This is a genomic window from Streptomyces sp. NPDC059454 (genome assembly GCF_042749965.1).
GTDB lineage: Bacteria > Actinomycetota > Actinomycetes > Streptomycetales > Streptomycetaceae > Streptomyces.
The window spans coordinates 17,931-31,928 of record NZ_JBHYVC010000067.1; the positions used below are offsets into that span (position 1 = coordinate 17,931).

The window sequence follows — 13,998 nt, forward strand, 5'->3', positions numbered from 1 at the left end:
GCTCCCCCGCACGGGAGCCGGCGTACGGGTCAGGGGCGACTCCGCGCCGACGGAGCCGCCCCTGACCCGTACATAATGGGCTGGATACATCGGAGGTCTGGTCCGCAGGGAGGCGCGGTATGGCAGTGACCGACGAGGCGATCGAGAAGATCAAGGGAATGATCGTCTCGGGCGCGCTGCGTCCCGGCGCCCGGCTGCCCAAGGAGAGCGAGCTCGCGGCCGGGCTGGGGCTGTCCCGCAACTCGCTGCGCGAGGCGGTGCGCGCCCTGTCGCTGATCCGCATCCTGGACGTACGGCAGGGCGACGGCACCTACGTCACCAGTCTCGACCCGCAACTCCTGCTGGAGGCACTGAGTTTCGTCGTCGACTTCCACCGCGACGACACGGTCCTGGAGTTCCTCGCCGTACGCCGCATCCTGGAGCCGGCCGCGACGGCCCTCGCGGCCACCCGGATCGGCGAGGAGCAACTGGACGCGCTGTCGGAGCAGTTGGACAGGCTCGGCGACGAGCCGTCGGTGGAGGACCTGGTCGCCGCCGACCTGGAGTTCCACCGGGGCATCGTGCGCGGCTCCGGCAACTCCGTGCTGTGCTCCCTGCTCGACGGTCTGTCCGGCCCCACCACCCGGGCCCGGATCTGGCGCGGGCTCACCCAGGAGGACGCGGTCGGCCGCACCCTGCGCGAGCACCGGGCCATCCTCGCCGCCCTGCGGGACCGGGACGCGGAGGCGGCGCGGTCCTGGGCGACGGTGCACATCGCGAGCGTGGAGCAGTGGCTGCGGTCCACGCTGTGAACGTCTCCTTCCGCCCCGGGGCTCCCGGATCGCCGGCGGGTGTTTCCCGGTGCCCGACGGGGCAGTGATGGGGGCACTCCCCCTGCGAGGGGGCTGCGGGCGCCCCGTGAGCACGCCGTAAGGTTGGGGCGTACGCGAGGGAACGTCGGAAGGAGGCGCTGGGTGATCGAGCTCGAGGGGGTTCCCGAGCTGGTCGACCCGGTCATGGTGGCCGCGTTCGAGGGCTGGAACGATGCCGGTGACGCCGCCTCCACCGCGGTCGCGCACCTGGACAGGGAGTGGAAGGGCGAGGTGTTCGCGGCGCTGGACGCCGAGGACTACTACGACTTCCAGGTGAACCGCCCCACGGTGTTCATGGAGGACGGCGTCCGCAAGATCACCTGGCCGACGACGCGGCTGTCGGTGGTCCGGGTCGGCGGCGAGAAGCCGCGCGACCTGGTACTGGTCCGCGGCATCGAACCGTCCATGCGGTGGCGTTCGTTCTGCAACGAGATCCTCGGCTTCGCGCACGAGCTCGGCGTGGAGCTGGTGGTCGTGCTGGGCGCGCTGCTCGGTGACACCCCGCACACCCGTCCGGTCCCGGTCAGCGGGACCACGTCCGACCCGGACCTGGCCCGCCGCATGGACCTGGAGGAGACCAAGTACGAGGGCCCCACGGGCATCGTCGGCATCCTCCAGGAGGCGTGCGCGCACGCGGGCGTGCCCGCGGTGTCGCTGTGGGCGGCGGTTCCGCACTACGTCTCGCAGCCGCCCAACCCGAAGGCCACGCTGGCCCTCCTCAACCGCCTGGAGGACCTGATCGACGTGCGGATCCCGCTGGGCGAACTGCCCGAGGACGCGCGTGCCTGGCAGGTGGGTGTGGACCAACTGGCCGCGGAGGACAGCGAGGTGGCCGAGTACGTCCAGACGCTGGAGGAGGCCCGGGACACCGCCGAGCTGCCGGAGGCGTCGGGCGAGGCGATCGCCCGCGAGTTCGAGCGCTATCTGCGGCGCCGTGACGGGGCGTCGGGTCCGCCCGGCGGGCACGCCACGGCCGACGGCTCGGACGGTACGTCGTACCGGCGGGAGGGCCCGGGCGGGCGCACCCGCCCGCCGAGGCCGCCGAGGCCGGAGACGGACTCCGAACCGGACTCGGACTCCGGCTCGGACTCGGGCTCGGACTCGGGCTCCGACTCGGACTCGGGCTCGGACTCGGGCTCCGGCTCGGACTCGGGCTCGGACTCGGGCTCCGGCTCGGACTCGGGCAGCGACGAGTCGTCGGAGGACTGAACGAAGGGGCGCCCCGGGTGGGCGCCCCTTCGTCGTCGTGTCCGGTTACAGCGCCACGCCGAGCAGCGCGTCCACCGCGCGGGAGACGACGCCGGGAGCGCCGGTGTCCGTGCCGCCGCTCTCCTCCTGGAGCACGGTCCAGCGGTCGACGGCCGCCAGTGCGGCCGGGGCGTCCAGGTCGTTGGCGAGCGCCTCGCGGATCTCCTCGACCAGCGCCTCGGCGGGCGGACCGTCGGGGCGGGAGACCGCGGCACGCCAGTGGCCGAGGCGGGTCACGGCGTCCTGGAGGACCTGGTCGGTCCACTCCCAGTCGGCGCGGTAGTGGTGGGCGAGCAGCGCCAGCCGGATCGCCGCCGGGTCCACGCCGTCGCGCCGCAGCGCGGACACGAAGACCAGGTTGCCCTTGGACTTGGACATCTTCTCGCCGTGCAGGGCGACCATGCCGGCGTGGACGTACGCCGTGGCCATGGGGAACTCGCCGGTGAGCGCCTGGGCGTGGGAGGCGCCCATCTCGTGGTGCGGGAAGACCAGGTCGGAGCCGCCGCCCTGGACGTCGAAGCCCATGCCGAGGTGGTCGAGGGCGATGGCCACGCACTCGATGTGCCAGCCGGGGCGGCCCCGGCCGAGGGAGCCGCCGTCCCAGCTCGGCTCGCCCTCGCGGGCGGCCATCCAGAGCATCGGGTCGACGGGGTTCTTCTTGCCCGGGCGGTCCGGGTCGCCGCCGCGTTCGGCGGACAGCAGCCGCATGGCGGCGGCGTCGAGGTTCGAGACCTTGCCGAAGTGCGGGTCGGACTCGACGGAGAAGTAGACGTCGCCGTCGATCTCGTAGGTCGCGCCGAGGTCGCGCAGCCGTTCGACGAGCGGGACGATGCCGGGTATCGCCTCCACGGCGCCTATGTACTGGCGCGGGGGCAGCATCCGCAGGGCCGTCATGTCCTCACGGAACAGCGCGGTCTCGCGCTCGGCGAGCTCGGCCCAGTCGAGGCCGTCCCGCTCGGCCCGCTCCAGCAGCGGGTCGTCGACGTCCGTGACGTTCTGGACGTAGTGAACCTGCCGCTTGGTGTCGAGCCACACGCGCTGCACGAGGTCGAACGCGTTGTAGGTCGCCGCGTGTCCGATGTGGGTGGCGTCGTAGGGGGTGATGCCGCAGACGTAGATACGGGCGACGGGACCGGGGGCGGAGGTGATCAGGCCTCCGGTCGCGGTGTCGTGGATCCTCAGGTCGCGGCCCTGACCGGGCAGGGCGGGGACCTCGGAAGCGGGCCAGGCATGCATGTCATGAGCCTAACCGGACCGCGGTTCGGAAAACGAACGGGAGCAGGCCGGATGACCGGGAAGGCGCTCTTGCCCCGCGCCGTCCGGCGTGCTCGCGGTCCCGTCAGACCGGGGGCCAGGGGATGGCCGGCCAGTCGCCGCCCGGCTGTGGGTGGGTGCCGGTGGCGAGGAGGGTCTCGACGCGCGCGCGGGTGGCGTCGATCTCCGCGCGGGTGATGAGGGGGGTCAGGGCGGCGGTGAGGGCACCGGTGCCGGTGAGGGCCGTTCTGAGGCCCTCGAGGACGTCCAGCGCCTCCGCGGTCAGGGGCTCACCCGCCCAGCCCCACAGCAGGGTGCGCAGCTTGTCCTCGGCGTTGAAGGTGACCCCGTGGTCGATGCCGTACAGCAGTCCCTCCGCGGTGGGCAGCAGATGCCCGCCCTTGCGGTCGGCGTTGTTGATCACCGCGTCGAGGACCGCGAGCCGGCGCAGCCGCTCGTCGTCGGCGTGCACGAGCAGCGCGGTACGGCCCTCACCGACTTCGGCGAAGCCGACCGCCTTCCAGCCCGGCTCCGGTTCCTCGCCGTCGACCAGGGCGAGGAGTTCCGCGCCGGGTGCCGTCTCGATCCACAGCTGGCACATGCCCTCGCCGTAGGGGCCGTCGCGGAGCACGGTGGGCGGGACGAGGCCCCAGCCGGTCGCCTCGGAGACCGCGTGGGCGGCGACCTCGCGCCCGGCGAGCGTGCCGTCGGGGAAGTCCCACAGGGGCCGCTCCCCGGCGACCGGCTTGTAGACGCACGCGGCCTGCCGGCCCTCGTGCGTCACGGTGCAGTACAGCGCCGCGTTCGACGCCTCACGGATGCGTCCGCGCACGGTCAGTTCGCCCTCGGCGAGCAGCACCGCGGCGGCCGGGTCGGCGGCCGTCACGCTCCGCGGCGGTATCCGTTCTGGCGCGGACATACGTGTCCTTCCGGGTCGAGCGGGAGGCTGCACAGCGGGCACGGCGGCCGCCCGGCGTTGACGACGTCGAGGGCGCGTTTGGCGAAGGCCCGGGCCTGCGCGCCGGTGAGCCGGACGCGGAGCATCGGGGGCCCGTTCTCCTCGTCCTGAAGCAGCCGCTCCTCGGCCTCGGCGAGGTCCTCCTCGGTGTCGGCGTCCAGTTCGACGAGGGCCTGCGCCTCGACGATCATGCGCTGCTCCTCGCCGTCCCAGGCGAGCGCCATGGTGCCGACGCGGAACTCCTCCTCCACCGGGGTGTCCAGCGGGGCGCTGTCGGTGATCTCGGCCGGCGTCATCGCGGGCACCGGGGCGCTGCCGCCGCTGCGGCGCACGACCTCGTCGAGGAGTTCGTCCATCCGCTCGGCGAGCGCCGCGACCTGGGTCTTCTCCAGGGCCACGCTGGTCACCCGGGAGCCGGCGGAGGCCTGGAGGAAGAACGTACGGCGCCCTGGCAGTCCGACCGTACCGGCCACGAAACGTTCCGGTTGGTCGTAGAGGAACACCTGACGGGACACGTCCTGTCTCCATTGAGAGTCGTGGTGGGCGTTGGGGGCGGGCGGCTGGTCGAAACGGGGACGCATTGCTGCGACCGCTTCACCCTACTGCGCCCGACGATCACGGTGCGCCCGCGTCGCCCCCGACCGTGGCGTCGTCGGCGGGCGTCTCCTCGCGCGGCGCCAGGGACGTGAAGTCGCCGGTGTCGCCGAGGCGGACGAGGAAGGGGCGCAGCCGGGTGTAACGGATCACGGTGATGGAACACGGTTCAACAGTGATCCGCTGGAAGAGGTCGAGATGAAGTCCGAGTGCGTCCGCGACGAGAGACTTGATGATGTCGCCGTGCGAGCACATGAGGTACACGGCGTCGGCTCCGTGGTCGCGCTCCACGCGCGCGTTCCACTCGCGCACCGCCTCGGCGGCGCGGGTCTGCATCGCGCGCATGGACTCCCCGCCGGGGAAGGCCGCCGCCGACGGGTGCGCCTGCACCACCTCCATCAGGGGCTCGTCCCTGAGCTCGGCGAGTTTACGGCCCGACCAGTCGCCGTAGTGGCACTCGCCGATGCGGTCGTCGGTGTGCGGGGTGAGGCCGGGACGGGCGTCCAGCAGCGGCCGGAGGGTCTCCCGGCAGCGCTGGAGCGGGCTGGTGACGATCTCGGCCAGCGGCAGTTCGGCGAGCCGTCCGGGCAGTGCGGCGGCCTGGGCGGCGCCGCGGGCGTCGAGGGCGACACCGGGCGTCCACCCGGCGAGCAGTCCCTCGGTGTTGGCGGTGGAACGTCCGTGCCGGACCAGGAGCAACGTGGGCATGCGGCCCAGGGTAGGCGCACACGTGTGTGCGGTGTCCGTGGTGAGGAAGGAGAAGACACTTCGTGATCGTCGACTGTGCCATCTACCGGGAGGGGCATCGGTCGGAGGGGCCCCACGACTTCTCCGACGCGCTGGACGAGGCGCGATCGGCCGGGGGGTTCGTCTGGATCGGGCTGCACGAGCCGACGGCGGACGAGTTCGATCTGGTCGCCCAGGAGTTCAGCCTGCATCCGCTGGCGGTCGAGGACGCCCTCAAGGCCCATCAGCGGCCCAAACTGGAGGTGTACGACGACTCGCTCTTCGTGGTGCTGAAACCGGTCGGGTACGAGCCGCAGAGCGACACCGTCTCCTCCGGCGAAGTCATGATCTTCCTCGGCGACTCCTTCGCGGTGACCGTACGACATGGGGAGGACGCGCCGCTCGGGGCCGTGCGGCGGCGACTCGAGCGGGAGCCCGAGCTGCTGGGTGAGGGGCCCACGTCGGTGCTGTACGCGGTCGCCGACGCCGTCGTCGACCACTACCTGGACGTGGCGACCGAACTGCAGACCGACCTGGAGGAACTGGAGGCGGAGGTCTTCACCCCCGACGGCGGGGGCTCGCGGCACACCGCGTCCAAGATCTACAACTTCAAGCGGCAGATCCTGGAGTTCCGCCGCGCGACCGGGCCGCTGGCTCTGCCGATGACGCGGCTGGCGGGGGTCGGCACGTACGGGGGGAAGGTGCCGTTCGTGGAGGACAGGGCGCGGCCCTTCTTCCGTGACGTGCACGACCACCTCACCCGGGTGAACGAGTCCGTGGAGGGACTGGACCGGTTGGTCTCGGACATCCTCTCGGCGCACCTGGCGCAGATGAGCGTGCGGCAGAACGACGACATGCGGAAGATCTCCGCGTGGGCGGCCATGGCCGCGGTCCCCACGATGATCGCGGGGATCTACGGGATGAACTTCGAGCACATGCCGGAGCTGCGGTGGGAGTGGTCGTATCCGGTGGTGGTCCTGGTGATGGTGGGGCTGGAGGTGCTGCTGTTCCGCCTGTTCAAGCGGCGGGGGTGGCTGTGAGGGGGCCGGCCCGGTGCCCTCGTGCGGTCACGCGAACTCCGGTTCCGGGTTCGCCGGGCCACCGAGCGCGTTGCGGCGGCCCGGCATCTCGAGGGAGACCATGCGGCGCCAGCCGCCCAGGCGCTCGTACGCGTACACCGCGTGGATGCCTGCCGCGAGGACCGCCGCCTTGGGCCTGGGCCAGCCGAGGATGCGCCCCATGTGCGCCATCACCGCCAGGCTGACGTCCCGGTAGACGCGGATCTCCGCGAGCGCGCACTCGCGCAGGGTGCGCTGGATGGCGCGGCCGTGTCCGGCGTACGCGAAGCGCAGCAGTTCCTCGTGGCAGTAGGCGAGGTGGTTGTCCTCGTCGTCGGAGATCATCCTGACCGCGCGGCCGAGGTCGGGGTGGTCGGCGAAGTGCTTGCGCAGCAGGTCCATCTGCTCGGAGGCGCGTTGTTCGGTGACCCTGCTGTGGGCGAGGTAGGTGACGATGTCCTGGACGGTGAGCGGCTCGTCGCGCTTCAGCCGGCCGTGGGCCAGGCCGATGCCTCTGTTCTCGAGGAGCATCGTGTAGTCGGTCTCCGGGGGGACCGGGACGGGTTTCAGGCCGCGCTTCCTCATCAGGGCGTTGAAGATGCGGCCGTGCTTGTCCTCGTCGGCGCCGTGCCTGGTGATCTTGGGGGCGAGTTCGCGCCGGCTCTCGGGGACCAGCGCGGCGATACGGGCGTTCTCCCAGCCGCCCTGCGACTCGCCGCTCGCGGCGATGGAGCAGAACAGGGCGAAGGACTCGTCGTTGTCGAGGATCTCCTGGAACAGACTCTTGGCCGAAAGCATGGTGGGCCACCTCTCCGCAGGCTTTCCGCTCTCCGCGGGGTCCGCGGCGCCGGAGTTCCGGAGCCGCGGTTCCGCAATTCCGCAGTTCCGCGAAGAACGAGTCAAGTGCGCGGGCCGGGGGGCGGCAACAGGTGCGTCGGGCAACTCCGCCGAAAGGAGTACGGGGCAGGGGCGCGGGAGCGTAACCGGGTGGGCCGACGGGCGTTGTGGTGGGTGACGGCCGTGGCGGGGTGGACCCCCGAGCCCCCACCACGGCCGTGAGAACTACGCGAGGCCCGCGCGCTCCAGGGCTTCGGTGCCGGCGCGGAGCGAGGCGAGGCGCTCGTCGAGCGTGAAGCCGGCCGGGGCGAGGGTGAGGGTGGTGACGCCGGCGGCGGCGTAGGCCTTCATCCGGTCGGCGATGCGGTCGACCGAGCCGAGGAGGGTGGTCCTGTCGATCAGGTCGTGCGGGATCGCCGCGGCCGCGCCCTGTTTGTCGCCGGCGAGGTACTTGTCCTGGATCTCGGCGGCCTCGCGTTCGTAGCCCATGCGCCGGGCGAGCTGGTTGTAGAAGTTCTGCTTGCGGCTGCCCATGCCGCCGACGTACAGCGCGGTGTAGGGGCGGAAGGTGTCGGCGAGGGTGGTGACGTCCTTGTCGTCACCGACGGCGAGGGGGACGGTGGGGCAGATGTCGAAGCCCTCGAGGGTCTTGCCGGCCTTCTCGCGGCCCGCGCGAAGGTGCTGGACGGCGGTGTCCTCGAGGTGGTCGGCGGAGGGGAAGATCAGCAGGGCGCCGTCGGCGATCTCGCCGGTCTGTTCGAGGTTCTTCGGGCCGATGGCGGCGATGTAGAGGGGGATGTGCTCGCGCTGGGGGTGCACGGTGAGCTTGATGGGCTTGCCGGGGCCGTCGGGGAGGGGGAGGGTCCAGTGCGCGCCCTCGTAGGAGAGGCGTTCGCGGGTCATGGCCTTGCGGACGATCTCGACGTACTCGCGGGTGCGGGCGAGGGGCTTGTCGAACCTGACGCCGTACCAGCCCTCGGAGACCTGGGGGCCGGAGACGCCGAGGCCGAGGCGGAAGCGGCCCTGGGAGAGGGAGTCCAGGGTGGCGGCGGTCATCGCCGTCATGGCCGGCTGGCGGGCGGGGATCTGGAAGATGGCCGAGCCGACGTCGATGCGGTGGGTCTGGGCGGCGACCCAGGTGAGGACGGTGGCGGCGTCGGAGCCGTAGGCTTCCGCGGCCCAGCAGACGGCGTATCCGAGGCGGTCTGCCTCCTGGGCCACGGCGAGGTTGTCCGCGTCCATTCCGGCACCCCAGTAGCCGAGGTTGATCCCTAGCTGCATGACGGCTCTCCCCTTACCGATGAGTAACGTCGCTTGTGCGGAGACCTTATACCTCCGGCGGTCGGGTGGGGTGCCCGCGACGCCGCTGCGGCTTCGGCGGCGCCGACTGCGCGACCCACCCCCCGGCCACCACGACGCGGGACGCCCCGTACGACGCCGGGTCGCGCAGCCCTCCGGCCACTCACCCTCTCGGGAAGTCCGTTGTCCACAGGCCCCCCACACCAAAGGCTCTGGCCAGTAATCTCGGCGTCCATGGAGCAGAGGCATCTCGGCCGTACCGGCCTGCGTGTGTCCCGGATCGGGCTCGGGACTCTGACCTGGGGCCGGGACACCGACGAGCACGACGCCGCGGACCTCTTGAAGACCTTCTGGGAAGCCGGCGGAACCCTCGTCGACACCGCCGACGTGTACGGCGACGGAGAGTCCGAGTACCTGCTCGGCAGGCTGATGGAGGGACTCGTGCCCCGCCGGGACCTCGTCATCTCGACGAAGGCCGGCAGCGTGCCCGACCCCGACCGCCGCGTCGACGGCTCGCGCGGGCATCTGCTCTCCGCCCTGGACGCCTCGCTCGCCCGCCTCGGCACCGACTACGTCGACGTGTGGCACGTCCACGCCTACGACCCCGTCACCCCGCTGGACGAGACGCTCGCCGCGCTCGACATCGCCGTCGGCAGCGGGCGTGTGCGCTACGCCGGCGTCTCCCACTTCTGCGGCTGGCAGCTGGCCAAGGCGGCGACCTGGCAACTCGCCGCGCCGGGGGTGCGGACCCGGCTGGCGAGCACCCAGATGGAGTACTCGCTGCTGCAGCGGGGTGTCGAGCGCGAGGTCCTCCCCGCGGCCCTCGACCTGGGGATCGGGCTGTTGCCGTCCTCGCCGCTCGGCCGGGGCGTGCTCACCGGCAAGTACCGCAACGACGCCACCCCGGTGGACTCCCGGGGCGCCTCGGAGCATCTCGCCCCGTTCGTGGCGCCGTATCTCGACGACACGGCGAGCCGCATCGTGGACGCCGTGACCACGGCGGCGGACGGGCTCGCCGTGACCACGCTGCAGGTGGCCCTCGCATGGGTCCGTGACCGGCCCGGTGTGGCCGCCCCCATCGTCGGCGCGCGCACCGCGCAGCAGCTCACGGCGGCATTGTCAGTGGAGACCCTTAGTCTTCCTGACGAGATCTGCCGGGCGCTGGACGATGTGTCGGCGCCCGTGCACCGCTATCCCGATCACGACTGGAGCACGCTGTGAGCACGGAGCCGCCCGAGACCGCGGAGGACGCCGAGGAGCCGGGGACGCCTGCCGAGGGCGCGCAGGTCTCCGAGGCCGCGCGGGTGTCCGAGGCCGCGCAGGTCTCCGAGGCCGCGCAGGTCTCCGAGGCCGAGGCCGAGCTGGCCGCGCAGCGCGTGGAGCGGGAGCGGATCGAGCGGCGGAAGGCGGAGCGGCAGGGGCCGGTCGAGGCCGGGGGCAAGCTGAGCGGCACGGCCGCGGATCTGCTGGCCGCCGTGCGGGCCGTGGAGAGCGGGGAGAAGCCGGCCGGCACCGTGTTCGAGGAAGCCGGGCGCGCGCCGCGGCGGCCCGCTCCCGAGCCCGTGCGGCGGGCACCGGAGGCGGCCCCCGGCCCGGTGGTTCCCGCCGCCGGTGCCGTCGAGGACGTGCGGGGGGTGCTGGTCCAGGGCGGTGCGCCGGAGGGGATCGCCGCGCAGGCCGCCGGCGTGCTCGGGGACGGGGGCGCCGACGTGCTGCGCGCCGATCCCTGGCAGTTGCTGCGGGTCCCCGGGGTGCGGCCCGAGCAGGCGGACGGATTCGCCCGGGCGCTGCTCGGTGACGGGGCCGGGCCGGACGACGAGCGGCGGGGGCGGTCGGTCACCGTATGGCTGCTGGAGCAGGCCGCGCCGGCCGGGCACACCGTGCTGGAGATGTCGGCGCTGGTCGTCGCGCTGGGGCGGCAGGGGGTGCCGGAGCCCGAGGAGGCCGTGCAGAACGCCATCTCGGAGGGGGACGTGCTCGTTTTCCAGGACGCCGTCGGTGAAGCCGGTGATGCCGAGGCCGAGGAGGACGAGGAGCGGCCGGTACGGGTGCTGGTGGGGCTGGAGCGGTATGCGCTGGCCGAGGAGAGTCTGGCCGACGGGCTGGCCCGGCTGGTCGGCTCCGTGCCCGAGCAGGACGGTGCGCATGAGGAGTGGGAGCGTGCGGCCGCCTCGGCGAAGGGTTCCGCGGGTGAACTGATCCGGGCGGTCGCCGGGCACGGGCTGGTGCTGCACACCGGTGGGGAGGCCTCGCTGGCCGAGCCGGCGGCGCTGGTGGGCGCCGCGCGGGGTCTGGGGTTGCGGGTCTGGGCCGCCGCCCACGGTCCGGTGGGGCGTGCCCGGTTCGCGGGCCTGGTCGAGGGGGCCGGGGTCGCCACCGTCGCGGGACTGCTGTCCGGTGCCGAGGGTCCCGGGCGGGACGCCGACGGGGCGCTGGCCGTGGATCTGCTGGTGGTGCTCGACGCTCCGCAGCTGGATGTCGAGACCGCCGCGCTGGTGACGGAGTCGCTGCCGGACGGGGCGCGGCTGGTGCTGGCCGGTGATCCGGGCGTGCTGTGGTCGGCGGGGCCCGGGCGGGTGTTCGCGGATCTGCTGGCGGCGCGGGTCTGCCCGCAGATCGCCTCGCGGCGGCCGGATCCCGGCCCGCTGGGCGAGCTGGTCTCGGGGATCGGCGTCGGCGAGCTGAATCAGGTGGCGGCGCCCGGCAAGGAGGTCGTGATCGTGCCGGTGCGGGACGCGGGAGAGGCCGTGCACCGGACCGTGCAGCTGGTGGTGGACTCGGTGCCGCGGGCGATCGGTGTGCCGGTCGAGGAGACCCAGGTGATCACCCCGGGGCACGGGGGCGCGGTGGGGACGCGTGCGCTGAACGCGGCGCTCAAGGAGCGGCTGAATCCGGGACCGGGACGCTTCGGCGGATTCGACCCGGGTGACCGGGTCGCCTACTCCCCCGCTCCGGGGCGCGCGCTGCCGGGCCGCGTGGTGAGGGCCGACGGCGAGGGGCTGCACCTGGAGTGCGGAGGCGAGGAGGTCGTCGTACCGAGGGAGCGGGTGGAGTCGTCCGTGCGGCACGGATGGGCGCTGACCGCGCACCAGGCGGTGGGCTGCCGGTGGCCCGCGGTGGTCGTGGTGCTGCCCGGTGACGCCACGCAGGCGCTGAGCCGGCCCTGGGTGTACACGGCGTTCAGCCGGGCCGACCGGCATCTGTCCGTGGTGCACGGTGCGGAGCAGGCGCTGCCGCGCGCCGTGGCCGAGGTGCCGGCGAAGCCGCGGACCACCCGGTTGCCGGTGCTGCTGGCTCCGCAGGCTGCGGTGGCGGAGGGCTGAGCCGGACCCGTGCGCGGGTGGCGGCACCGGGGGTGCCGCCACCGTGCGGGGGGTGCGGTCAGCGGTCCGCGTCGAGGGGTTCCAGATCCTCGTCCTCGTCCAGGCTCGGGTCCAGCTCGTCCTCGGTGTCCTCTTCGTCCTCGAGGTCCGCTTCGTCGTCGAAGACCGCGCTGACGTCGAAGCGGCACACCACCCGCTGCGGATCCGCCTGCTCGAACGGCGCCTCCAGCCACTCGCCGGGGTCCGCGGGGTCGTCCGATGCCGTCACCCAGAGCGTGGAGTCGCCTTCCTCCAGTCCGAACTCCTTGTGCCGGGAGGCGATCTCGTCCGGTTCGAACTCGCCGAACAGCAGGCCGAGCGCGCCGTGGACGGTGCTCGACGCCTCCGCGTTCTCGTCGTCCGCCGCCTCGATCCGCTGGGCGTGCGCGCGCAGCCGCTGGGGTTCCACGACGGCGTAGTCGCGGCGGATCAGCACGCTGAGGGCCGCCGGTTCCTCGGGACCGGTGTACGGCGGTGCCTCCTCCGCGCCGGGGATCTCGAAGGGGGTGACCTCGTCGTAGCGGTCGTAGAGCAGTTCGTCGTACGCCTCCGCGGCCGCGGCCAGCTGGTTGAACGCCTCGTAGACGGCCGGGTCGTCCTCCCCCGACCGGCGTTCGACCGCGGCCAGGTGGCGGTCGAGCGCGGTCTTGACCACCTCGGCGGCGGCGCGTACCTCGGCAGCGGTGGGCTGCGCAGCATCAGACATAGTGCAGACGCTATCCGTACCGGGGCCCGGCCCGCACAATAGATGCGATGCCGGAATACGAATTTGTCGACGTGCACGTACCGCGCGGGGTCTCCCGCAAGGAGACGGCACGTCTGCTGACGGACCATGCAGAGTACGGTCACTGGGAGTTGTACCGCCTGACGCTGATGCGTGACGGCAGTCGCAGGGTGCGGCTGCGGAGGCGGATCATCCGCCAGGTGCGCGCCACCTGGTGATCTTCGACACCCGACCGGAATCACACGACGGAGCGGACCCCGCGGTCGCGGGGTCCGGTCCGTGTGTCCGGTGTCACGCGGCGGTCCGTGCCTTGCGGTAGAGGACCGCACCGGCGAGCAGCGCGCCCGCGCCGGCGGGCAGGACGAGCCCCATCGACAGCTCACTGCCGGTCTGCGCGAGCTGCGCGTCGTGCCGGGGCTGGGTGAGGGAGTGGACGCCCGGCTGGTCGCCGGCCGACGGGCGGTCCGGGGTGCCCGGCTCGTCACCGGGGTGCCCGGGGTTGCCGGGGTCACCCGGGTCGCCGGGCTGTCCCGGGGTGTCGTGGCCCGGGCCGCCGTTCGCGCAGTCGTTGCCCTCGGTGGCGTTACCGACGCCGAGGATGTCGACGCTGTCGCCGCAGACGTTCACCGGCACGTGGATCGGTACCTGGACGTGGTTGCCGGAACCCACACCGGGCGAGCCCTCGGTGTACCCGTCGGCGTGCGCACCGCCGTGGCCGCCGGAGTCGCCGTACCCGTCCGAGGAGGAGCCGCCCTGGTTCGCACAGTCATTGCCCACGGCGACGTTGCCGACGCCGAGGACGTTGACGCTGTTGCCGCAGACGTTCACCGGCACATGCACCGGCGCCTGCACCACGTTCCCGGACAGCACACCGGGCGAGCCCTCGGCATACCCGTCGGCGTGCGCACCGCCATGGCCGCCGGAGTCGCCGTACCCGTCCGAGGAGGAGCCGCCCTGGTTCGCACAGTCATTGCCCTCGACGGCGTTCCCGGCGCCGAGGACGTTGACGCTGTTGCCGCAGACGTTCACCGGCACATGCACCGGCGCCTGCACCACGTTCCCGGACAGCACACCGGGCGAGCCCTCG

The 13,998-nt window shown here is 72.8% G+C and carries 14 protein-coding genes; 6 read left to right on the forward strand and 8 right to left on the reverse strand.

Translation table 11 applies throughout. From position 1 onward, the window contains the following. Positions 1 to 119: 119 nt before the first annotated feature. Together ACFXAE_RS30760 and ACFXAE_RS30765 are read left to right on the forward strand one after the other, a co-directional pair. The gene (locus ACFXAE_RS30760) at positions 120 to 791 is read left to right on the forward strand and encodes a FadR/GntR family transcriptional regulator (RefSeq protein WP_384721068.1); all 672 of its coding nucleotides are present in this window, start codon (positions 120 to 122) and stop codon (positions 789 to 791) included. Positions 792 to 953: 162 nt separating this feature from the next. After that, positions 954 to 2,060 carry a PAC2 family protein gene (locus tag ACFXAE_RS30765; protein ID WP_384721071.1) on the forward strand — a complete coding sequence of 369 codons (1,107 nt, stop codon included), beginning with the start codon at positions 954 to 956 and terminating at the stop codon, positions 2,058 to 2,060. Positions 2,061 to 2,105: 45 nt separating this feature from the next. On the opposite strand, the gene mshC is transcribed toward ACFXAE_RS30765, so the two are convergent. The 4 genes from mshC to ACFXAE_RS30785 all read right to left on the reverse strand — a co-directional run bounded on the left by mshC (position 2,106) and on the right by ACFXAE_RS30785 (position 5,613). After that, positions 2,106 to 3,335 (reverse strand): cysteine--1-D-myo-inosityl 2-amino-2-deoxy-alpha-D-glucopyranoside ligase, encoded by a 1,230-nt coding sequence (gene mshC / locus ACFXAE_RS30770; protein WP_384721074.1) that lies wholly within the window; start codon positions 3,333 to 3,335, stop codon positions 2,106 to 2,108. Between the two features lie 103 nt (positions 3,336 to 3,438). Further along, complete coding sequence (locus ACFXAE_RS30775; RefSeq protein ID WP_384721077.1) at positions 3,439 to 4,272, reverse strand: SCO1664 family protein; 834 nt, start codon at positions 4,270 to 4,272, stop codon at positions 3,439 to 3,441. Beyond that, positions 4,236 to 4,826: a DUF3090 domain-containing protein gene (locus ACFXAE_RS30780; RefSeq protein ID WP_384721080.1), complete on the reverse strand. Its 591-nt coding sequence runs from the start codon at positions 4,824 to 4,826 to the stop codon at positions 4,236 to 4,238. The genes ACFXAE_RS30775 and ACFXAE_RS30780 overlap by 37 nt, the downstream gene beginning before the upstream one ends. A 100-nt stretch (positions 4,827 to 4,926) precedes the next feature. Further along, positions 4,927 to 5,613 carry a histidine phosphatase family protein gene (locus tag ACFXAE_RS30785; RefSeq protein ID WP_384721083.1) on the reverse strand — a complete coding sequence of 229 codons (687 nt, stop codon included), beginning with the start codon at positions 5,611 to 5,613 and terminating at the stop codon, positions 4,927 to 4,929. A 62-nt stretch (positions 5,614 to 5,675) separates the two neighbouring features. On the opposite strand from ACFXAE_RS30785, the gene corA reads away from it, so the two are divergent. Further along, a complete protein-coding gene (gene corA, locus ACFXAE_RS30790) occupies positions 5,676 to 6,671 on the forward strand; it encodes a magnesium/cobalt transporter CorA (RefSeq protein WP_384721086.1) in 996 nt (331 codons plus the stop codon). Positions 6,672 to 6,698: 27 nt separating this feature from the next. Here corA and ACFXAE_RS30795 read toward each other — a convergent pair whose 3' ends face one another. Next, on the reverse strand, positions 6,699 to 7,487 hold the full coding sequence (locus tag ACFXAE_RS30795) for a ferritin-like domain-containing protein (RefSeq protein ID WP_384721089.1): 789 nt from the start codon (positions 7,485 to 7,487) through the stop codon (positions 6,699 to 6,701). A 264-nt stretch (positions 7,488 to 7,751) separates the two neighbouring features. Then, positions 7,752 to 8,807 (reverse strand): LLM class F420-dependent oxidoreductase, encoded by a 1,056-nt coding sequence (locus ACFXAE_RS30800; RefSeq protein WP_384721092.1) that lies wholly within the window; start codon positions 8,805 to 8,807, stop codon positions 7,752 to 7,754. Between the two features lie 252 nt (positions 8,808 to 9,059). Here ACFXAE_RS30800 and ACFXAE_RS30805 point away from each other — a divergent pair, with 252 nt between their 5' ends. Together ACFXAE_RS30805 and ACFXAE_RS30810 are read left to right on the forward strand one after the other, a co-directional pair. Next, complete coding sequence (locus tag ACFXAE_RS30805; protein ID WP_384721095.1) at positions 9,060 to 10,046, forward strand: aldo/keto reductase; 987 nt, start codon at positions 9,060 to 9,062, stop codon at positions 10,044 to 10,046. Beyond that, positions 10,043 to 12,148 carry a helix-hairpin-helix domain-containing protein gene (locus ACFXAE_RS30810; protein ID WP_384721098.1) on the forward strand — a complete coding sequence of 702 codons (2,106 nt, stop codon included), beginning with the start codon at positions 10,043 to 10,045 and terminating at the stop codon, positions 12,146 to 12,148. The genes ACFXAE_RS30805 and ACFXAE_RS30810 overlap by 4 nt, the downstream gene beginning before the upstream one ends. A gap of 58 nt (positions 12,149 to 12,206) precedes the next feature. Here ACFXAE_RS30810 and ACFXAE_RS30815 read toward each other — a convergent pair whose 3' ends face one another. Beyond that, on the reverse strand, positions 12,207 to 12,893 hold the full coding sequence (locus ACFXAE_RS30815) for a hypothetical protein (RefSeq protein WP_384721101.1): 687 nt from the start codon (positions 12,891 to 12,893) through the stop codon (positions 12,207 to 12,209). Positions 12,894 to 12,940: 47 nt separating this feature from the next. Between ACFXAE_RS30815 and ACFXAE_RS30820 the strand changes: the two genes are divergently transcribed. Beyond that, a complete protein-coding gene (locus ACFXAE_RS30820) occupies positions 12,941 to 13,129 on the forward strand; it encodes a DUF5703 family protein (protein WP_026085313.1) in 189 nt (62 codons plus the stop codon). Between the two features lie 73 nt (positions 13,130 to 13,202). Here the strand turns inward: ACFXAE_RS30820 and ACFXAE_RS30825 are convergent. Beyond that, positions 13,203 to 13,998 (reverse strand): chaplin (locus ACFXAE_RS30825; RefSeq protein ID WP_384721105.1); only part of this gene is annotated, 796 nt, incomplete at its 5' end.

Excerpts from the sequence above, each read along its gene's own strand:
- ACFXAE_RS30760 (WP_384721068.1), top strand. The coding sequence starts at position 120 with ATGGCAGTGACCGACGAGGCGATCGAGAAGATCAAGGGAATGATCGTC.
- mshC (WP_384721074.1), bottom strand. The coding sequence starts at position 3,335 with ATGCATGCCTGGCCCGCTTCCGAGGTCCCCGCCCTGCCCGGTCAGGGC.
- ACFXAE_RS30775 (WP_384721077.1), bottom strand. The coding sequence starts at position 4,272 with ATGTCCGCGCCAGAACGGATACCGCCGCGGAGCGTGACGGCCGCCGAC.
- ACFXAE_RS30785 (WP_384721083.1), bottom strand. The coding sequence starts at position 5,613 with ATGCCCACGTTGCTCCTGGTCCGGCACGGACGTTCCACCGCCAACACC.
- ACFXAE_RS30795 (WP_384721089.1), bottom strand. The coding sequence starts at position 7,487 with ATGCTTTCGGCCAAGAGTCTGTTCCAGGAGATCCTCGACAACGACGAG.
- ACFXAE_RS30800 (WP_384721092.1), bottom strand. The coding sequence starts at position 8,807 with ATGCAGCTAGGGATCAACCTCGGCTACTGGGGTGCCGGAATGGACGCG.
- ACFXAE_RS30805 (WP_384721095.1), top strand. The coding sequence starts at position 9,060 with ATGGAGCAGAGGCATCTCGGCCGTACCGGCCTGCGTGTGTCCCGGATC.
- ACFXAE_RS30815 (WP_384721101.1), bottom strand. The coding sequence starts at position 12,893 with ATGTCTGATGCTGCGCAGCCCACCGCTGCCGAGGTACGCGCCGCCGCC.
- ACFXAE_RS30820 (WP_026085313.1), top strand. The coding sequence starts at position 12,941 with ATGCCGGAATACGAATTTGTCGACGTGCACGTACCGCGCGGGGTCTCC.